This window comes from Salinispora sp. H7-4 (assembly GCF_013416675.1).
GTDB classification, from domain to species: domain Bacteria; phylum Actinomycetota; class Actinomycetes; order Mycobacteriales; family Micromonosporaceae; genus Micromonospora; species Micromonospora vitiensis.
Genome location: NZ_JABZED010000002.1, coordinates 369,397 through 389,413 on the forward strand (window position 1 = coordinate 369,397; position 20,017 = coordinate 389,413).

The following is a 20,017-nucleotide window of genomic DNA, read 5'->3' on the forward strand; positions in this document are numbered from 1 at the left end:
CAAGTCGAAGTCTGCACATGCGGCTGTGAAAAAGGTAACCTACATGACGCTGCACGCCGGTAAATCCTGTTAGGATTCCGCAATTCTTCATGTCACCGCCATTGAAGAAGGGAACCATCTGAATGCAGGACGTGGACACCGTGCGTTATCCACTGGCCGCTCCAGGAAGCGACGCATGGGAACGCGTCGTCACAAAAACCCGTGCCGACCTGCGCGACCACGGTTGCAGTGTGCTGCCGGAGTTCATTCGGCCGACCAGCTGGGAGACGCTACGACGGGAAGGCGCCACCGTTGCCCCGTCGGCACACTACGACGTTACGGAAACCAACGTCTACAATACGAAACTCGATACCGATCTGCCGGCGGAGCACCCTGGTCGCATCATCATGCGCCGCGGCAACGCGTTCGTCCCGCGCGATCTGATCCCCGCCGACAGTGTCATCCACCGGCTCTACCGCGACCCCTCATTCGTACGCTTCGTCGCCGCCTGCTTCGAGCTCCCCGCGCTCCACGAGCTCGCCGACCCACTCTCCGGCCTGGTACTCAACGTCGTGCAGCCCGGCATGGACCATCCGTGGCACTTTGACCTCAACGAGTTCACCGTCAGCCTGCTGACCCAGGAGCCGGAGGACGGGGGCGTGTTCGAGTACTGCCCGAACATCCGTTCGGCGGGTGCGGAGAACTTCGACGCGGTCCGTGCGGTGCTCACCGGCGCCGATCGAGCACCGGTACGAGCCCAGACTCTGCGCCCCGGTGACCTCCAACTGTTCAAGGGGCGGTACGCGCTACACCGGGTCAGCGCCGTGCACGGGGACACCGCCCGGCACACAGCGATCTTCGCCTACTCCCAGCGCCCCGGCGTGATGGGCAGTGTCACCCGTACGCAGCAGCTCTTCGGCCGGGTCCTACCCACGCACCGCGATGCCGAACGTCATGCCATTCGCGTCGACCAGCTGCTGGATTAGGGCTCACGAAAGTAACCCAATGCGTTTCCACCAGCCCGGAGGACTTCCGACGGCATACCCTTTCACCTCAACCACTGGCCCAGAAGGCGGCCCGACGAGCAACACATTCCAGGAGGCCGAGTGAGTACGTTCGAAAACGAGGACCAGCTGCCCTCGGTACCGCTACCCACGCTGGAGGAGACCGGTGCCCGGTTCCTCGAATGGTCCGGGCCGCTGCTGACAGCGCCGGAGTTCGCCGACACCGAGGCCGCGGTGCGGGAGTTCACGCGGGCCGACGGTCCGGGTCCGAAGCTCCACGCCGACCTGGTGCGGTACAACGAGGACACCGCTACCCACAGCTGGCTGGACGATTTCTGGCCGGCCCGCTACCTCGGCCGACGCGACCGCATCGCGTTGAACGCCAACTTCTTCTTCCTGTTCCGCGACACGCCGCTGCGCGGTTTCACCGACCCGCAGGTGGAGCGCGCGGTGCGGCTCATCGCCGCCACCGTCAACTACAAGGTCCAGCTCGACGCGGAGCGCATCCCACCTGCCGTGACCCGCGGGCAGCCGCTGTCGATGGAGCAGAACAAATTTCTCTTCTCCACCACTCGCATCCCGGGGCCGGTGCAGGACAGCGTCCGCGCACCGTACAGCGCCGAGATGCCGGGGCCCGCAACCGCACGGCACATCGTGGTGTTCTACCACGGCAACGCCTTCCGGATGGACGTACTCGGTCCGGACGGGCGCCCATACTCCCTGGATGACCTGACCGCGGGGCTGCGGGAGCTGCAGAAGGCCGGCCTCGTGCCGGCGGCGATGACCACCGCGACCGGCCACCTCACCACCATGGCCCGTGCCGAGTGGGCGTCCACCCGACAGCGACTGGTCGCGCTCGACCCCGGCAACGCCGCGGCGCTGGAGACCATCGAGACGGCGCTGTTCTGCGTCTGCCTGGAGGACCTGGCCCCCGCCGACGACCTGACGGCCTGCGACCAACTGCTGCACGGCGACAGCGGCAACCGGTGGTTCGACAAGGCGGTGTCGCTGATCGTCTTCGCGGACGGCACGGCCGGCATCAATGTCGAACACTGCGAGCTGGACGGCACCACCATCCTCAGCTTCGTCGACACCATCCTCGCCGGAACGCCGGAGGAGCACGCCGCGCAGTCCGGTGCGGTGGCACAGGGCGTGCCAGCGATCGAGCCGGTCACCTTCGTGCTCGACGACGGGCTACACGCCGAGATCGGCACCGCGGCACAGTCCTTCGCCCAATTCGGCGCGGACACCGCCACCGTGACCCTACCCATCGACGAGTTCGGGGTGGACGAGGTCAAGCGGCTCCGGATGTCACCGGACGCCTTCGTGCAGCTGGGGTACCAGCTCGCACACAAGCGCGCCAAGGGGTTCACCGGTGCCACGTACGAGTCCATCGCCACCCGCCAGTACTCGCGGGGACGAACTGAGGCGATGCGCGTCGTCACACCGGAGGTGCTGCGGTTCGTCGCGGTCATGAACGATCCCGCCGCAGCCCGGGAGGAGCGCCGGGCGGCGTTTCGTGCCGCGGCCGACAAACATGTCGAACGGGCGAAGCAGTGCCAGGCCGGTGCCGCACCGGAGCAGCACCTCTGGGAGCTACAGCTCATCCAGCAGCGGCGGGGGGCCGAACTCGGCGTGCCGGCGTCGCCCCGACTCTACGAAACGCCGGGGTGGCGCACGATGCGCGACGACTACCTGAGCACCAGCTCGGCGCCGTCAACGAACATCCGCTACTTCGGATTCGGGGCCACCAGCAGCCGTTGCATCGGAATCGCCTACGTGCTGCTGCCGGACCGCTTCCAGCTGTATCTCAGCACTCCACGCCCGGTCGCCGCGATGATGCACACGTTCACCGACCGGCTCCGCGAGGCGTTGCGTGAGCTGCACGCCCTCCTCGACGAGCAGTAGCCGACCGTGGGACTACCGGGATGCCGCCACGACCGATAGGAGGTCCAGACCCGGGATGAGGCGGGTCCGTCGCGCGACGAGCATCACCACAGGTCAGCGAGGGCCGGTTGTTACCCGGCACATAATCGACACTCCGCGCCCGGGGGTGGGAATCTCCAGGGGCCACGGGAACAGCACGTGGCTTCCGAGACCAGAGGAGCCGCCGTCATGAGTGACCTCGCCAATACCATCGGGCGCTACATCGACATGTGGAACGAGGCAGACCCAACACGCCGGGTCGAAAAGATTCGCAGTATCTGCGCCGAAAATGCGACGTACACGGACCCGATGGCACACGTCCGTGGCCACGAGGCAATCAACGCCCTGATCGGGAGCGCCCAGGAGCAGTTCACGGGAATGACCTTCACCCTGGCCGGGCCGGTTGACGTCCACCACGACATTGCCCGCTTCACCTGGCACCTCGCCCCAGCCGGGGCAGCCGAGCCGGTGGTCGTTGGCTTCGACATGGTCACCGCCGACGACGAGGGACGACTCTCCGCGGTGTACGGCTTCCTCGACAAGGTGCCCACCGCCGGCTGACCGCACGGCAACCGCACGGTCAGCGGCCGGCGAAGCAGCCATCCGGGGCGTCGCCACTACGGCGTCGCCCCGGATGATCCGGGCCAGGCAGGCGGGCCCGGATCATCGGGAGCGCCTTCCTGGCCCGAGTGCCGACACCTCAGGCGCGGCGGAGCCAGAAGGTCAGGCCGAGTGACTCGTCGGTGAACGACTCCGCGTCCGGCCAGGTGGGCGTGCCCTCAGCACAGTCAGTCGCAAGTACCTCGTCGGCGACGAGGGTCCAGTGCTCCGCAAAAGCCCGGGCGGTTTCCTCCCGGTGGGGCTGGTAGCGCAACCTGATCCGGTCGGTGACCTCAAGGCCGCTGTTCTTACGGGCCTCCTGAATCAGTCGGATCGCGTCCCGGGCCAGCCCGGCCCGACGCAGCTCTGGCGTGAGATCCAGGTCCAGGGCAAGCGTCGCTCCCGCCTCGCTGGCCACCGCCCAGCCTGCCCGGGGAGTCTCGGTGATCACGATGTCGTCCGGCCGGAGCATTACCGGCTCACCGGCCACGGAGATCGTGGCCGTTCCGCTCTCGCGCAGGGCGTCCCGAAGTGCTGCCGCGTCGGCTGCGGCGATGGCAACGGCCACCTGCTGGACCGCCTTGCCAAGCCGCCGTCCCAGAGAACGGAAGTTCGCCTTCGCGGTGGTGTCCACCAGGGAGCCACCGGCGGCACCGAGCGCGGCGACCGAGCCCACATTCAGCTCCGCCGCGACTTCGGCGAGGAGCTCCGGCGGGAGCGTCGCGAAGCCGGGACCGGCGGCGAGAGCTCGGGACAGCGGTTGGCGGACCTTCATCCCCGACTCGGCCCGCGCGGTGCGCCCCAACTCCACCAGGCGCCGGGCAAGGGCCATCTGTTCGGACAGCCCCGGGTCCACCAGCGCTGGGTCTGCCACCGGGTAGGCGGCCAGGTGCACCGAGGGTGCGGCGTCCAGGGTGACCGGTGCTACCAGATCCTGCCAGACCCGCTCGGCGATGAACGGGGTGATCGGCGCAAGCAGGAGCGTGAGAGTGGAGAGCGTCTCGTGCAGGGTCGCCAGGGCCGCCCCCTCGCCCTGCCAGAACCGCCGCCGGCTGCGCCGTACGTACCAGTTGGACAACTCGTCGATGAACGCCGACAGCAGCCGACCCGCCTGGTGCGTGTCGAAGTCGGCCAGAGCGGCGTCAACCCGCCCCACCAGGAGGTGCAGCTCGGAGAGAAGCCACCGGTCCAGCACGGGCCGGTCTGCGGGCGACGGGTCGGCGGGCGACGGCGACCAACCCGCGGTACGGCCGTACCGGGCCTGGAAGGCGACGGTGTTCCAGTAGGTCAGCAGGACCTTGCGGACCACCTCCTGGAGCGCAGTATGCCCGATCCGACGAGCTGACCAGGGAGAACCGACCGCGGCCATGAACCATCGGACGGCGTCGGCACCGTGCCGGTCCAGCAGCGGGATCGGCTCCAGGGTGTTGCCGAGGTGCTTGGACATCTTTCGCCCGTCCTCGGCCAGGATGTGCCCGAGGCAGACCACCGTCTCGTACGGCGACTGGTCGAACACCAGCGTGCCCACCGTCATCAGGGTGTAGAACCAACCGCGGGTCTGGTCGATGGCCTCCGAGATGAACTGCGCCGGGTACTGTGCGGCGAGCTCGTCCGCGCCGCGATTCGGGTACCCGAACTGTGCGAACGGCATAGCTCCCGAGTCGTACCAGGCGTCAATAACCTCTTCGACTCGCCGAGCCGTCGCGCCGCACCCGCAGGCGAGGGTCACCTCGTCCACGAAAGGTCGGTGCGGGTCAAGCTCGCTGTGGTCGGTTCCGGTCAACTCGCTCAGCTCGGCCAACGAGCCCACGCAGGTCAGATGCCCCGCGGGGCACCGCCAGATCGGCAACGGAGTACCCCAGTAGCGCCGCCGGGACAGCGCCCAGTCGACGTTGTTGGCCAGCCAGTCGCCGTACCGGCCGTGCTGCACGGTCGCCGGATGCCAGGTGGTCCGTTCGTTCTCCCGCAACAAGGCGTCCCGAACAGCCGTGGTGCGGATGTACCAGGACGGCTGGGCGTAGTAGATCAACGCCGTGTGGCAACGCCAGCAGTGTGGGTAGCTGTGCTCGTACGGGAACTCACGGAACAGCAGACCTCGGGCCGCGAGATCCTCAATCAGCGGCCGGTCCGCTGCCTTGAAGAAGACCCCGCCGACGAGCGGCAGGTCCAGCTCGAAGCGACCGTCGGACCGGACCGGGTTGACCATCGGCAGGTCGTACGCGCGGCTGGTGGCCAGGTCGTCGGCGCCGAAAGCCGGCGCCTGGTGCACCAGTCCGGTACCACTGTCCGTGGTCACGAACGACGCCAGCACCACGATGTGCGCGCCCTCGACGTCAACCAGCGCGAACGGCGGCCGGTAGGTCCATCGTTCCAGTTCCTTGCCGCGGAACGACTCCCCGGTGAGGTCCCACCCGTCGCCGAGTGCGGAGGCGAGGAGCGGCTCGGCGACGACGAGCTGCTCCTCACCATCGGTCACCACCACGTACCGGACGTCCGGGTGCACCGCAACCGCGACGTTCGCCGGCAGCGTCCACGGAGTCGTGGTCCAGACCAGCAGCGCCGCGCGGCCGGCCAGCGGGCCGGTGGTCAACGGGAAGCGGACGAGTACCGACGGGTCGACCACCGTTTCGTACCCCTGGCCCACCTCGTGGTCGGACAGCCCGGTCTCGTCCCGTGGGCACCACGGCGCGACCCGGAAATCCTCCACCAGCAGGCCCCGGTCGAAGATCTGTTTGAGTGACCACCAGACCGACTCGATGTACGGCGGATCCATCGTCCGGTAGGCGTCGGCCAGGTCGACCCAGTAGCCCATCCGCTCGGTGAGTTCCGCGAAAGCGTCGGTGTGCCGGGTGACCGACTCCCGACAACGGGCGTTGAACTCGGCGATGCCGAAGGCCTCGATGTCCTGCTTGCCGGAGAAGCCCAGCTCTCGCTCGACGGCCAGCTCGACCGGGAGTCCGTGGCAGTCCCAGCCCGCCTTGCGGTTGACGTGGAAGCCCTTCATCGTCCGATAGCGGGGGAAGACGTCCTTGAAGACCCGCGCCTCGATGTGGTGGGCACCGGGCATACCGTTGGCGGTCGGCGGCCCCTCGTAGAACACCCACTCCGGGCGACCCTGCGACTGCTTCAGGCTCCGGGCGAAGATGTCACCTTCCCGCCAGAAGCGCAGGACCTCGTGGTCCAGGGTGGGCAGGTCGATCTGGGTGGGAACGCTGTGGTACACGCACATCTCCTCCGACGGAACACGGATGGCAAGCTCCGGCGGAGGGACGAGACCCCGAGGTCCCGCGGTACCACCCTCCTTGGCCGCGTACGGCCCGCTCACTTCAGGGTGCGGTCGGTTCTACTCGGCCTCGCGGCCTTTCTTCCGACGGCTCCGGGGTGATCTTCCCCGCCGTGCAGCCCCCCGGGCTTCCACCATCCCCGGGTCGCTAACGGCTGCGTACGGAGGTACTCGTCCCCATCAACGCCTCGCCCGAAGAGCGTAGCTCAGTGAGTGGGAGATGGCTGCGGTCGCGGCGCAGGTCCTCAGGAAGGCAACCCGTGAGCGCCACCCACGTGGTCGCGCAGACCGTGCGCTATCCGAACCGCTGGGCGAGATCGGTCAGCCGCACGACATAGCCCGACCAGTCGTAGTCGGGAACGCTGGTGTTGCCCGCATGCCAACCGATCGCTCCATCGTGCTGCTCACGCAGGATGTCAGCCTGGCCCACGTGACGGGTCAGGTCACCGGTGACGTGAACGATGATTCGTTGCAGGGTCACATCCTGCCGGTCTGGTCGCCACCAGCTGACCCGCCCGGGGGCATCGAGTGGAAGCTGCTCGATCGTCTGATCCGCAAAGGCGGCCACCCGACGATACAGCTCGATCAACCCATCCTTCGTCTCGTCTACCTCCGCATACCAGTCCGCCTGTGGATCCTTTTCATGCATCTCCACTGAAACCAGTTCCTCCGGCGTGGGGAACTCACGCCCGAAGGTAGGACCAAAGTAGCCAGCTTCAACATTGAGGCAGTGTTTGAGGATTCCCAGCAGGTTGTTGCCGGTTGACGTACGCGGCCATCTCGCCTCGCGTTCGCCCAGCCCGTCGAGCTTCCAGATCAGATCGTCACGAGCTGCCTGCAGGTAGTGGTGCAGCACGCCCTTCGGATCACGCATGTCAGCCATGCCCGCCAGCATGTCAGCATGTCAGCGGGCCAACACCGGCAGCAATAAGGTTAAATTAATAGAATTCACGTATCCCGCCGTTGCCCACCTGAATCGCCAGGGCCGTGGAGTGGGCGACAGCGCGTACCGCGTCGGGGTCAGTCTTGACCTGTAGCGGACTTGAGGTTTGATACTTCCAGGACACCGAGACGAGAGAAGTGATCCCTTGTGAAAGCTGCCGCCCTGACCTCCTTCGGTGGGCCGGACGTTCTGACGCTGACCGAGGTCGCCAGCCCGCAGGCCGGCCCCGGCCAACTGCGCGTCCGCATCCGGTCGGCCGGGGTCAACCACTTCGACACCGCCATCAGGAAGGGGTGGGCACCGCCGACGGTGGACAACTCATTCCCGGTCGTACCCGGCAACGAGTACGCGGGCGTCGTGGACCAGGTGGGCGAAGGCGTCACCGGACACTCGGTGGGGGACAACGTCCTCGGCTACTGCACGCTGGGCGCCTACGCCGAGTACGTGGTGGTCTCCCCCGAGCAGGTGACGGCCAAGCCGGGGAGCATGCCCTGGGACATCGCGGGCGGTTTCTCCGCCAACGGCCTCGGCGCGCACATGTGCCTGCGCGAGTTGAAGGTCGGATCCGGCGACACGGTCCTGATCCACGCTGCGGCGGGTGCCCTGGGCACCTTCGCGGTCCAGCTGGCCCGGGCCTGGGGAGCAAGCACCGTCATCGGTACGGCGAGTGAGGCCAACCATGCTTACCTACGGTCGATGGGCGCGATTCCGGTGACCTACGGCGATGGACTGGTCGAGCGGGTACGCGCCCTGGCACCCGACGGGGTGGACGCCGCCCTGGACATCGCCGGCGACCACGCGCTGCGTGCCTCGGTGGAACTGGTCAAGGACAAGAACCGCGTCCGCACCATGGTCTCCGACGAACTCGCCGCAGAGCTCGGCGTTCCGACTGTGGCACCGAAACGGTCCAAGGCTCAGCTCACCGAGCTGGCCGAGCTCCACGCACAGGGCACGCTCACGCTGCACCTCCGACAGGCGCTCGGGCTCGCGCAGGCCGCTGCGGCACACCGCTCGATCGAGACCCGGCACGGGCGGGGAAAGATCGTCCTCCTCGTGGAATCCCCATCGTGAACAACATCGAAATTCGCAACTATGCCACCGGCGCAGATCCAAAATCGATCAGTCCAGAGAAGCCAAAACTGAAGATAGGCACCGAACAGCCACTTCAGGCGCCCCGAAACCTAACTTAAAATAGACACGAACCGAGCGCGGCGACACCACAGCTTCGGGGGAAACATGAGGCGGATCGAGATCGACCCCCAGATTCAGATCCTCGGTCCCATCCAAGCGACGAGCTGCGGTATTGAGATCGACCTGGGACCCCCGAAACAGCGAGCAATTCTCGCCCTGCTGGCGCTCCGGGCCGGACGACACGTACCACTCGATGAGGTCATCGCCACGCTCTGGCCGAGACCGTCACCGGCCCGGGCCGCCAACCTCGTACACACCTACGTCGCCCGGCTGCGCCAGGTGCTGGAACCGGACACACCACGCCGTCGACGAACCAACGTCATCGCCTCGGTACCCGGCGGATACCGACTGGCCGTCGGCGTCGGGCAACTCGACCTACACGCGTTTCGTTCCGAAGTCCGGGAGGCGGCGTCCCTCCGCGAGCGCGGCCAGCCGACCGGCGCCTTCGCCCGCTTCGGCGAGAGCCTGGGCTGGTGGCGAGATCCCCAGGTCAGCGAGCTGGCCGCGCTCCTGATCGAGCAGGACGACATCCGTCCGCTGCGGCAGGAGTTCCTGGCCTCGGCGCTCAACTATGTCGGCCTCGGGCTGGAGTTGGACCGGCCGGAGGCAGTCCTGCCCGTTGCCGAACAACTGGCCCTGACCGAGCCACTCAACGAGCGGGTGCAGGCCCGGCTGTTGCAGACGCTGGCCCGCATCGGCCAGCGGGCTCGCGCCATCGAGCGCCACGCCGAGGTCCGCGGGCGGCTTCGGCGTGACCTCGGGGTGGACCCGGGGCCCGAACTGTCCGCGGCGTACCGCGAGGTGTTGGACGCCAGGCTGACCTCGTCGTCCACCCACCACCCGAGACCGGCGCACGCCCCACCGTGGCGCGGGGCGGCGCCCCTGATCGACGAGCTGACCGGACGATCAGCCGATCTTGCGGCAGTCAACGACCTGCTCGACGGATATCGCCTGGTGAGCCTCACCGGTCCGGCCGGGGTGGGCAAATCCGCACTCGGCCTGGCCGTCGCCGAGCAACAACGGGCACGGCACGCCGACGGGGTGGCGGTGGTCGACCTGACGAATGTCCGCACCGGTCCCGCGCTCGCGCGGGCGGTGATCGCCGTAGTCGCCTCTCCACCACGGCCGTCGACGGGACCACCCGCGCCCCTGGTACGTCAGCTGAACGACCGACGGCTGCTGCTCGTGATCGACAACGCCGAGTTGGTTACCGATGCGACGGCCGACCTGGCGGACGAACTGCTCCGGGGTTGTCCCGGCCTCACCGTCCTGTTGACCTCGCGCGAGTTGCTCGGGACGCGGTACGAGGCGGTGTATCCGGTCCGGCCGCTGCGCACCGATCCGGAACCAGGGTCGTCGGCACCCCCACCCGCGCAACAGTTGTTCGCCCGGCGGGCCATGCAGGTGCTCCCGAGATTCCGACTCGACGGGTCCACCATGCCGGGGGTCACCTCGGTGTGCCAGGCCCTGGACGGCCTCCCGCTCGCCATCGAGCTGGCCGCAGCGTGTCTGCGGACGCAACGGCTGGACGCCCTGGTGGAGGTCGTCGCCGATCCACTGCATTGGCTCCGGCCGCCGCGGCGAGGGGTACCGAGTCATCATCGGTCGCTATACGCTGCGGTGCACCGCAGCGTCGAGTTGCTCGACCCGGCGGAGCTGCGCTGCTTCACCGGGCTCGGGGCGATGCCCGCCGGCTTCAACCTGGCGGCCGGCGCGGGCACGGGCACGGGTGTCGGCGCGGGCACGGGTGTCGGCGCGGGCACGGGTGTCGGCGCGGGCACGGATGCCGGCGCGGCGCTGATCGGCGAACTCCGCGCCGTGCAGGTGCTCCTGGATCGATTGGTCGACAAGTCGGTGCTGGAGGTTCGACACGGTCCCGCCGGCCGGAGTTACCACATGCTCGGCACGGTGCACGCATTGGCGCGGCAGCTGTTTCAGGAGGGTGGCTACGCGGGGGCACCGCCCTCGGCGCGGTGCACCTGCCGCTGCCACCTCGGCGATTGATTCCGGGACAGACGTAAATCCCCCGGAACCAGGGTCCGCCACCCTGCCGGCCATTTTCCCGAGCGGAGCGACGCCACCTGCGCCCACACTCGGCGATGCCTGGTAGCGGCTTCAAGAAATGTTCAAGGAGGTTTCAGCAGAATTTCGGTGGGTGCCCGAACAACCTTACCGGGGGCGCACATGAATTCAACCTCAGGCGTCTCGCCCTACCTGGCGGACCAGGCCCGAAAGGCAGCCGCGGCACAGGCGATCGACTACATGCGCCGGCACCTGGCGGAGCCGCTACAGCTGGCCGACCTGGCTCGGGTAGCGCCGTTCAGCCCCTTCTACTTCCATCGACTGTTCCGAGACGTGACCACGATGACGCCGGCCCGTTTCCTCGCCGCCCTACGCATGGCGGAGGCACGGCGGTTGCTGCTGCACACGGATCGGACCGTCACCGCGATCAGCCGGTGCGTCGGCTACACCAGCACCGCCACCTTCACCACCCAGTTCTCCCGGCTGGCCGGCACCACGCCGGGGTACTTCCGGCAGGTGGCCCGGCTGCTCGATGGTCACTGCTGCCACATCCTGGCGGACCGACTCCACCGCACGACCGCAGTGGTCACCCGCCCCCGACTGACCCTGCTCGTGCCCGACAGCGGACCCGGCGATCTGGTGCTGGTGGGCCTGCGCGGGAAGGGACGGAGCGCCGAGGTACCGACCGCGTGGACGGTGGCCGCCGGCGGTTCGGCCATTCCGGTCGTCGCCCGACCCAGCTCCTACCACGCCCAGATCGTGCTGGCACGGGCACACCGCACGCTGATCAGCACCCTGGTCGACGAAGATCCGGCGAGCTACCTGGTCGGCGCCGCCGAGGTGGAGCTGACCCAGCGCGGCGCGACAGTCGGCCGGATCCTGATCGGACCGCGACGGCCCACCGATCCACCGGTGCTGGCGATCGGCCCGGTCGGCCGAATCATCGAGACGTTTGCCTGCCTCTCCGGATTGCCACAGTGGCCGGACTCGCCCCCACTGCCCACCACGCCCACCAGGATGGCCAGCGCATGATTTGCCCTCATGCGAGAAGGCAACGGCCAACTGACCCGGAAGTGCTGCAGTTGAACAGAGCGGGGAGCCCGTGCACCCGCAAATTCACCATCCGCATGCGGGCTCACCTCGGGAAGTGCCGCTGGGGCAGCGCCAACCCATCCCTTTTCCAGATCGATGCTGGCACCGGTGCCGTTGTGCCACCGACAGCCCTCCCCTACGCTTTCGCCCATCATGTCACCCCCTCATGGCGGGAGGTCGATAATGGACAAGGTTGACAGTCAGGATCTGCGCTCATTCGCACACGACTCACCTACCGAGACGGAGACGGCGCTACGGCTGACCAAACTCCTGGCCACCGCGCCGATTCCACCCGAGGAGATGATCAACAACCTGCCGCTCTTCCTGCGCCGACATCAGCTGACCGACCTACTCTCCATGGACGCGCTGTACCGGCAGGTCCTCGACGTCCCCGGGGTGATCATGGAGTTCGGGGTCCGGTACGGCCGCCACCTCGCCACCTTCGCCGCCCTTCGCGGCGTCTACGAGCCGTACAACCCGCTGCGACGCGTCGTCGGCTTCGACACCTTCACCGGCTTCCCCGACCTCAACGACGTCGACCGGGTGGGCCCGACCGCGTACGAGGGTCGCTTCGCCACCCCGCAGGGCTACCCGACGTACCTGCGGGAAATCCTGGAAGCACACGAACAGAGTGAATTCTTCGGTCACGTCACCCAGCGCAGCGTGCTGGTCCAGGGCGACGTACGGGAAACCGTGCCGCGCTACCTGGAGGAGAACCCGCAGACCGTCATTGCCCTGGCCTACCTCGACCTGGATCTGTACGAACCGACGAGGGCGGTCCTGGAGGCCATTCTGCCGCGCCTGACCAGGGGCAGCATCGTCGCCTTCGACGAGGTGGACAACCCGAAGTGGCCCGGCGAGAACGTCGCCGTACGGGAGGTGCTCGGGCTGGATCACGCGCCGCTGCGGCTACTGCCCGGTCGGCCGGCCCCGGCCTACCTGGTCTGGGGAGACTGAGCGGGGTGGGACTACCCGGACCAAATCACGACGCGGGCCGGGCGGCGCCCCAGGCGGACAGGGCCCGGTCCAGGTCGGGCCCGGTGGAACCGGCCCAGGCGACATACCCGTCGGGCCGCACCAACATGGGTGTCGTCGGCTCCGCCGGCCGGAACGTCACCAGGTGGTCGTAGCCGGGGCCGCTCGGATCCGGATCTACCAGGACGAAGCCGCCACCCCGCAGCGCCGTGTACAGCCGACTCCCGTCCTGGGCGGCGAGGTCGGGGGCGCGCTGGCCGACCAGCGGATGCGCGCCACGGGCGGCCGGATAGCATACGCCGATCCCGCTGAGCCGCATTCGCAGCTGGTCACCCAGGGGACGCACGGCGATGCCGGCGCGGAAGAGTCCGTTGCGGGCCGCCCGCGCGAGCGAGGAACGGAGGATCACCGCCCGGATCAGCCCGCCACTGGTACGCAGCACCATCCGACCGACCGGCCGGCGCTCCGCCTCGTACGTGTCGAGCAGACTGTCACCAGCCCGACCCTGCACCACGGCAGCGAGCTTCCACCCCAGATTGGCGGCGTCCTGCAGACCGGTGTTCATGCCCATGCCACCAGCCGGCGAGTGGACGTGGGCGGCGTCACCGGCGAGCAGCACCCGCCCCTGCCGGTAGGCGGTGGCCTGTCGCTCGTCGCTGTGGAACCGGGACATCCAGCGGGGACCGTGCATGCCGTAGTCCGTTCCGGCGATCCGGCGCACCAGCGTCGCGATCTCGTCGAGGGTGACCGGCGTGCTGTCGGGCGGCTCCCAGTTCGGGTCCCGCGCCATCACCCGGTACCAACCGTCACCGAACGGGACGATCAGGCAGAAGCCGTGCTGGTTTCCCAGGACCGTCAACACCTCTGGCGGCGACTCGGTGAGCTGGACGTCAGCCAAGATCAACGAACGGAGTACGGCGTGGCCCGGGAAGTCCAGGCCGAGTTGTTCCCGCACCGTGGAGTGGCGTCCGTCGGTGCCGACGACGTACCGGCCCGTCAACGTGTGGACGTCCCCATCGCGGTCAACGGTCAGCTGCACCTCATCCTGACCTGACTCGATCTTGATTACCCGGGCACCACGGATCAGCTCGACCCCACCCGCGAGAGCGCGCTCCAGCAACAGTCGCTCCACCTGGTACTGGGGGGTGACGAGCAGGAACGGAAAGCGGGTCGGCAGCGACGCGAGGGACACCGACACCGAGCCGAACAGCCGGAGCCGGCCCAACGCCTTGCCGGTGCCGACCAGTTGGTCGGCGAGCCCACGGGCGTCGAACTGTTCGAGCGTCCGGGCGTGCACCCCGAATGCTCGGGTCAGGTTCGACTCGTCGCGGCGCTTCTCCAGAACAGCGACCCGCACCCCGGCCGCCGCGAGATCACCGGCGAGCAGCAGCCCGGTTGGTCCGGCTCCGACAATCACGACATCGTACGTGTTTTGGTCCATCGGATCAGCCACCTCCACACTCCGTTGCGCGGGACCACCCTGAGTCAGAAACGTGGGAGAACTCGTTCCACTCTCACCGGTGAGCCTACGCAGACGGGCATCGCCGCCACCAGAGAGTGACGACTGTGGCTTCGATGACAATAAAAATATGGCGGTGGGTCAGCTCCGCTGCTAGCGCCTGTCGTCCGGGGTGACCGCTGGGTTAGATTCCGGTCATGGCGGGTGTTCGTGGTGCGGTACAGATGTCGGTGTCGACGTGGCAGCAGCCGCTACCGGCCGCCGGGTCGGCGGTGCGCTCGGCGTTGGTCACCGAAATCGCCGAGCGGGTGTTGGCGTGCGGCGACGGACGGCTGCGGGTGGGCATCGACGGCTTGACCGCTGCAGGTAAGACCAGCTTCGGCCACGAACTGGCGCAGCAGATCAGCGCCCGGGGCCGACCCGTGTTACGGGCCACTCTGGACGACTTCAAGAGGCCGTGGCGGGACCGGCACCGTTATGACCGGGAATCGGGTCCCGGTTACTACCGCAACGCGTACGACTACGACGCCGTCGCGCGGCTGTTGCTGCGGCCGGTCGCCCCCGAGGGATCTGGTGCATGCGTGTTGTGCAGCATCGACCCACTAACTCAACGTGACCACCGTGAGGTGGTCAACCAAGCGGCGGCGGATGCGGTACTGATCGTCGACGGCGTGTTCGCGTTTCGCCCGGAGATCAACGACTACTGGGACTATCGGATCTGGCTGGACGTCGACGAGCAGACTTCCGTGCATCGCGGCACCCACCGGGACCAGACCTGGGCCGGCGCGGAAGCTGAAGCGATACACCGCGAGCGCTACCTGGTGGCTATGCAGCTGTATCTAGCCGAGGTGAGTCCCCTGCGGCTGGTTGACGTGATCATCGACAACACGGTGTTCGACCGGCCACGGATCATGCCGGCCAGGCGGGATGGCTGACACCTGCCACAGCCGCCGGTCGCCTGGTCAGACACCGCTGCCGACGCTGGGCCGGACAGCGACGAGCCCGGTCGACCCTCGTCGGGTCGACCGGGCTCGTCGTGGGGTTTGATCAGGCGAGGTCGAACCGGTCGAGCTCCATGACCTTGGTCCAGGCCGCGACGAAGTCCTGCACGAACTTCTCCCGCGCGTCCTCGCTGGCGTACACCTCGGCGAGGGCCCGCAGCTGCGAGTTGGAGCCGAAGATGAGGTCGACCGCGCTGGCGGTCCACTTCACCTTGTCGGCGGCGAGGTCCCGAATCTCGTACCCGTGCTCAGCGGACTCCGATGCCTTCCACCGCGCGCCCGAGGCGAGCAGATTGGTGAAGAAGTCGTTGGTGAGCACACCGGGACGGTCGGTGAGAACGCCCTGCCGGCTGCCGCCGGCGTTGGCCTCGAGCGCCCGCAGGCCGCCGATGAGGACGGTCATCTCGGGTGCGGTCAGGTTGAGCAGGTAGGCGCGGTCAACGAGCAGCGCCTCCGGCTGGATCTTCTCACCGGGACGCAGGTAGTTGCGGAACCCGTCGGCCCGCGGCTCGAGCACCTGGAAGGCCTCGACATCGGTCTGCTCCTGGGTGGCGTCGGTACGACCCGGCCGGAACGGCACGGTCACCTCGACGCCCGCGTCCCGCGCCGCCTTCTCGACCGCGGCCGAGCCGGCCAGCACGATCAGGTCCGCGAGCGAAATCTTGGCGCCACCGGCGGCGTTGAACTCCCGCTGGATCTCCTCCAGCGCCGCCAGGACGGTGGCGAGCTGCTCGGGCTGGTTGACCTCCCAGCTGCGCTGCGGCTCGAGGCGGATCCGCGCACCGTTGGCGCCACCGCGCTTGTCGGTGTGGCGGAAGCTGGCCGCGGAAGCCCACGCGGTGGAGACCAGCTGGGCGCTCGTCAGGCCGGACTCAAGCACCTTCGCCTTGAGGGCGGCGATGTCGGCCGCGCCGACGAGCTCGTGGTCAACGGCGGGTACCGGGTCCTGCCACAGCTGCGGCTGCGCCACCCACGGCCCGAGGAACCGGCTGACCGGGCCCATGTCGCGGTGCAGCAACTTGTACCAGGCCTTGGCGAAGGCCAGCGCGAACTCGTCCGGGTTCTCCAGGAAGCGACGCGAGATCCGCTCGTACGTCGGGTCGACGCGCAGCGACAGGTCGGTCGTGAGCATCGTCGGCTTGTGCTTCTTGGACGAGTCGTACGCGTCGGGGATGATCGCCTCGGCGTCCTTGGCGACCCACTGCTTCGCGCCACCGGGGCTGGTGGTGAGTTCCCACTCGTAGCCGAACAGAATCTCGAAGAAGCGGTTACTCCACTGCGTCGGCCGGTCGGTCCAGGTCACCTCGAGGCCGCTGGAGATCGTGTCGGCGCCCACGCCGCTGGCGTGGCTGCTCATCCAGCCAAGCCCCTGCGCTTCCAGGGGCGCGGCCTCCGGCTCGGGCCCCACGTGGTCGTCGGCGATCCCGGCACCGTGGGTCTTGCCGAAGGTGTGACCGCCAGCGATGAGGGCCACGGTCTCCTCGTCGTCCATCGCCATCCGGCGGAAGGTCTCCCGGATGAAGTGCGCCGCCGCAGCCGGGTCCGCGTTACCGCGGGGCCCCTCCGGGTTGACGTAGATGAGACCCATCTCGGTCGCCCCGACGCCGGCCACGAACTCCTTCTCGGAGAGATAGCGCTCGTCGCCGACCCAGGTGTCCTCCGAACCCCAGAAGATCTCCTCGGGCTCCCAGACATCCTCCCGGCCGAAACCGAACCCGAACGTCTTGAAGCCCATCGACTCCAGGGCGACGTTGCCGGCGAGCACGAGCAGGTCGGCCCAGGAGATCTTCTGACCGTACTTCTGCTTGACCGGCCACAGCAGCCGCCGGGCCTTGTCCAGGTTGACGTTGTCCGGCCAGCTGTTCAGCGGCGCGAACCGCTGGCCACCGTCACCGGCGCCACCGCGGCCGTCATGGGTGCGGTAGGTACCGGCAGCGTGCCAGCTCAGCCGGATCATCAGACCGCCGTAGTGGCCGAAGTCGGCCGGCCACCAGTCCTGCGAGGTGGTGAGCACCTCGGTGACGTCCCGCTTCAGGGCCTCGATGTCGAGCTTGGCGAACTCCTTGGCGTAGGAGAAGTCCTCGCCCAACGGGTTGACCTTCGCCGAGTTGGTGGAAAGCACCGACAGGTCAAGCTGGTTGGGCCACCAGTCCAGGTTGGTACGCGGACGGCCACCAACGACCGCGGTGGGAGAGTCGATCGCCGGGCTCTCGCTCTCGCTGCCGTGCGCGGTGACGGAGTCGTGCGCGACCGGGCAGCCGGCCGCCGCCTTCTGATCCACGCCCTGCGCGCTGACGGGGGCGTTGTCCTGGGTGTCGCTCATCTACTTCCCTTCACGTGGTGGAGCGCGGAAGGCGCGTCCGATTTCTTGCAGTTGGGGCAGGTGCCCCGGTAGACAACCTCCGCCTCATCCACCACGAAACCGTGGTCGTCGGAGGCGGTGAGGCAGGGAGCGCGGCCAACCGCGCAGTCGACATCGGCGATCGCTCCGCAGGACCGGCACACGATGTGGTGATGGTTGTCCCCCACCCGGGACTCATACCGAGCGGGTGCGCCGGTGGGTTGAATGCGTCGCACCAGGCCGGCGGTGGTGAGCGCGCGGAGCACGTCATACACCGTCTGGTGCGACACGGTTGGGTTATCCACCCGAACCAGGGCGATAACCTCATCGGTGTCGACATGCGGATGGTCCCGCAGCGCGGCGAGCACCGCCATCCGAGGTCGGGTCACGCGCAACGAGACCGCCCGCAGCTGCGTCTCGAAGTCGGGCGTCACGCGACGACGATAGCCAGTCTTCTGGAATGAATCAAGTTTTACGACGGACGAGTCGGACCCACCAGCGCAGCCGAGTCTCCTCGCCCAAGACGGCGAGCGGCCACCCTTACGGAAGGGTGGCCGCTCGGAGCCGCGCGACGGCTCCACGAAATCAGCGGTTCGGCTGGTCAGTGCTTGACGCGGTCGAACTGGAAGTAGTCGATGTTGAAGTTCTGGTCCACCGCGTCGTCCATCCGCACCTCGAACTCGTGCGTACCCTTCCGCAGGAAGTGGGTCTCCGCGATCGCCTGGGACTCGAGCGCGCTGTGTGAGGTCGTACCGGTCGCCTCCATCGGACCGAACACCGTCTTGTCATCGAAGGTGATGGTAAGGCGGCCCGCCGGGAAGTACGGCGACGACAACCGCACGCTCGCCCGGTAGTTCCCCGACTTCGGCACCTCGACCGTGTACCTGACCCACTCGCCGCCGCGGATGTAACACATCACCAGCGCGCCGTTGCTGTCGCAGATGTCCACGCCCTCGTACTGGCGGCCCGCCGTGCCACCCCGGTTCTCGTCATCCAGGTCGTGGTAGCCGATCCCCTTACCCGCCGGCGAGTAGTCCTCGGCCTGCACCCGTACCGCGCCCTTCGGCAACGACGGCCACTCCCCCTGACCACCGTGCTCCCGGTCCCGACTGGCCAACCAGCTGATCAGGTGCTCCGGGTTGTCAGTCTGGATCATGTCCGCCTGGTGCCGATCCACCACCGCACCCCAGCCCTGCGCCGGATCCCGCAACGACGACTCGTCGGTGTAGCCGGCGGCCTGGCCGTACCACAAGGTGTTCATCCACACCCGGGCGTGCGACCGGGCCGCCGCCAATGCCGCCGGCTGCGCCTGCGGATCGGTGAGCCGGTCGAAGCCGATCTCGTACGCCTGCGGAGCACGACCGGTGAACGCACCGATCTCGCCCACATTGTCGTCATTGATCTTGTGCATGTAGAGAATCCCGGGGTCGGAGTCGAGAAACTCCTGCGCGTCCGCCAGCGTCGCCGGCCCCTTGAAGATGCCGTGATCAAGCGTGTCCGTCTCAACCAGGACGTCATACACCTCGTCCCGGATCTCCCACGCCTTGTCCAGGTTGACCAGGGCGCGGCCCTTCACCTGCGCCATCGCCTCGGCCAGGGTCGGCACCCGCTCCTTGGTCAACGGCGCCTGACTCCCACCCAGGCCCACCTTCAACCGCAGCCGCTTCACCTCCGCCAGCGTCAACTCCGACACCGCACCGGTACCGTCCGTGGTCCGGTCCACCGTGCTGTCATGCATCAACACCAGATGCCCGTCAGCCGTACGCCGGACATCGATCTCCACCACGTGCGCGCCCGCCCTCACCGCGGACCTGATCGCCTTCAGGGAGAGCTCCGGCGCGGCACGCCAGTGCCCACGGTGCGCCGCCACCAGTACCTCCGCACCCGGACCGTGCCGCAGGAACTGCTTCCGCACCTGCGCAATGGTGTGCGCGGGCCCCGACTCGACAACCGAGGTCGGCGCCGCCGAGACCGTCGCCCCCGCCACCCGCGGCACCACACCAACCACCGCGCCCGCCGCCACCACGGCCAGCACCCCGCTCAACCACTTCGTACGCACGAGCAACTCCCGGTAGAGACCAGACTGATCAACGGCCTCGCGCCGCTTCCGGCGCAGCCACCGCCCCAACCTGCCCAACCGACTCGTACGCCCCGCCAAGGCTTCGTGACACCTCGGGGTATCAGCGGTGAAACTTCACCCC

At 68.1% G+C, this 20,017-nt stretch carries 14 protein-coding genes; 8 read left to right on the top strand and 6 right to left on the bottom strand.

What is annotated here, in order from left to right:
* Positions 1-122 precede the first annotated feature (122 nt).
* The 3 genes from H0524_RS01770 (at position 123) to H0524_RS01780 (ending at position 3,470) form a co-directional block, all read left to right on the top strand.
* Complete coding sequence (locus H0524_RS01770) at positions 123-965, top strand: arpA protein (protein ID WP_180197077.1); 843 nt, start codon at positions 123-125, stop codon at positions 963-965.
* A gap of 120 nt (positions 966-1,085) precedes the next feature.
* Positions 1,086-2,891: a choline/carnitine O-acyltransferase gene (locus tag H0524_RS01775; protein ID WP_180197078.1), complete on the top strand. Its 1,806-nt coding sequence runs from the start codon at positions 1,086-1,088 to the stop codon at positions 2,889-2,891.
* Between the two features lie 207 nt (positions 2,892-3,098).
* Positions 3,099-3,470 carry a nuclear transport factor 2 family protein gene (locus tag H0524_RS01780; RefSeq protein ID WP_180197079.1) on the top strand — a complete coding sequence of 124 codons (372 nt, stop codon included), beginning with the start codon at positions 3,099-3,101 and terminating at the stop codon, positions 3,468-3,470.
* A 139-nt stretch (positions 3,471-3,609) separates the two neighbouring features.
* Here H0524_RS01780 and ileS read toward each other — a convergent pair whose 3' ends face one another.
* Both ileS and H0524_RS01790 read right to left on the bottom strand, forming a co-directional pair.
* On the bottom strand, positions 3,610-6,732 hold the full coding sequence (gene ileS / locus H0524_RS01785) for an isoleucine--tRNA ligase (protein ID WP_180197080.1): 3,123 nt from the start codon (positions 6,730-6,732) through the stop codon (positions 3,610-3,612).
* Between the two features lie 355 nt (positions 6,733-7,087).
* Positions 7,088-7,675 (bottom strand): DinB family protein, encoded by a 588-nt coding sequence (locus H0524_RS01790; RefSeq protein WP_180197081.1) that lies wholly within the window; start codon positions 7,673-7,675, stop codon positions 7,088-7,090.
* 207 nt (positions 7,676-7,882) lie between these two features.
* Between H0524_RS01790 and H0524_RS01795 the strand changes: the two genes are divergently transcribed.
* The 4 genes from H0524_RS01795 (at position 7,883) to H0524_RS01810 (ending at position 12,997) form a co-directional block, all read left to right on the top strand.
* Positions 7,883-8,806, top strand: a complete 924-nt coding sequence (locus tag H0524_RS01795; protein ID WP_180197082.1) for an NADP-dependent oxidoreductase — start codon at positions 7,883-7,885, stop codon at positions 8,804-8,806.
* Between the two features lie 165 nt (positions 8,807-8,971).
* Positions 8,972-10,930, top strand: coding sequence for a BTAD domain-containing putative transcriptional regulator (locus H0524_RS01800; RefSeq protein ID WP_180197083.1), 1,959 nt, complete (start codon positions 8,972-8,974; stop codon positions 10,928-10,930).
* Positions 10,931-11,110: 180 nt separating this feature from the next.
* Entirely contained in the window at positions 11,111-11,980 is an 870-nt protein-coding gene (locus tag H0524_RS01805) for an AraC family transcriptional regulator (RefSeq protein WP_180197084.1), read from the top strand.
* 243 nt (positions 11,981-12,223) lie between these two features.
* Complete coding sequence (locus tag H0524_RS01810) at positions 12,224-12,997, top strand: class I SAM-dependent methyltransferase (RefSeq protein WP_180197085.1); 774 nt, start codon at positions 12,224-12,226, stop codon at positions 12,995-12,997.
* A 25-nt stretch (positions 12,998-13,022) separates the two neighbouring features.
* On the opposite strand, the gene H0524_RS01815 is transcribed toward H0524_RS01810, so the two are convergent.
* On the bottom strand, positions 13,023-14,474 hold the full coding sequence (locus H0524_RS01815) for an FAD-dependent monooxygenase (RefSeq protein WP_180197086.1): 1,452 nt from the start codon (positions 14,472-14,474) through the stop codon (positions 13,023-13,025).
* Between the two features lie 197 nt (positions 14,475-14,671).
* Here H0524_RS01815 and H0524_RS01820 point away from each other — a divergent pair, with 197 nt between their 5' ends.
* On the top strand, positions 14,672-15,409 hold the full coding sequence (locus tag H0524_RS01820; RefSeq protein WP_218941213.1) for a uridine kinase: 738 nt from the start codon (positions 14,672-14,674) through the stop codon (positions 15,407-15,409).
* A gap of 112 nt (positions 15,410-15,521) precedes the next feature.
* Here the strand turns inward: H0524_RS01820 and katG are convergent, their stop codons facing one another.
* From katG to H0524_RS01835, 3 genes are all read right to left on the bottom strand, one after another.
* Complete coding sequence (katG, locus tag H0524_RS01825) at positions 15,522-17,798, bottom strand: catalase/peroxidase HPI (RefSeq protein WP_180197087.1); 2,277 nt, start codon at positions 17,796-17,798, stop codon at positions 15,522-15,524.
* On the bottom strand, positions 17,795-18,250 hold the full coding sequence (locus H0524_RS01830; RefSeq protein WP_018736398.1) for a Fur family transcriptional regulator: 456 nt from the start codon (positions 18,248-18,250) through the stop codon (positions 17,795-17,797). The genes katG and H0524_RS01830 overlap by 4 nt, the downstream gene beginning before the upstream one ends.
* Before the next feature lie 167 nt (positions 18,251-18,417).
* Positions 18,418-19,875: a glycerophosphodiester phosphodiesterase family protein gene (locus H0524_RS01835; RefSeq protein WP_180197134.1), complete on the bottom strand. Its 1,458-nt coding sequence runs from the start codon at positions 19,873-19,875 to the stop codon at positions 18,418-18,420.
* Positions 19,876-20,017: the final 142 nt, after the last annotated feature.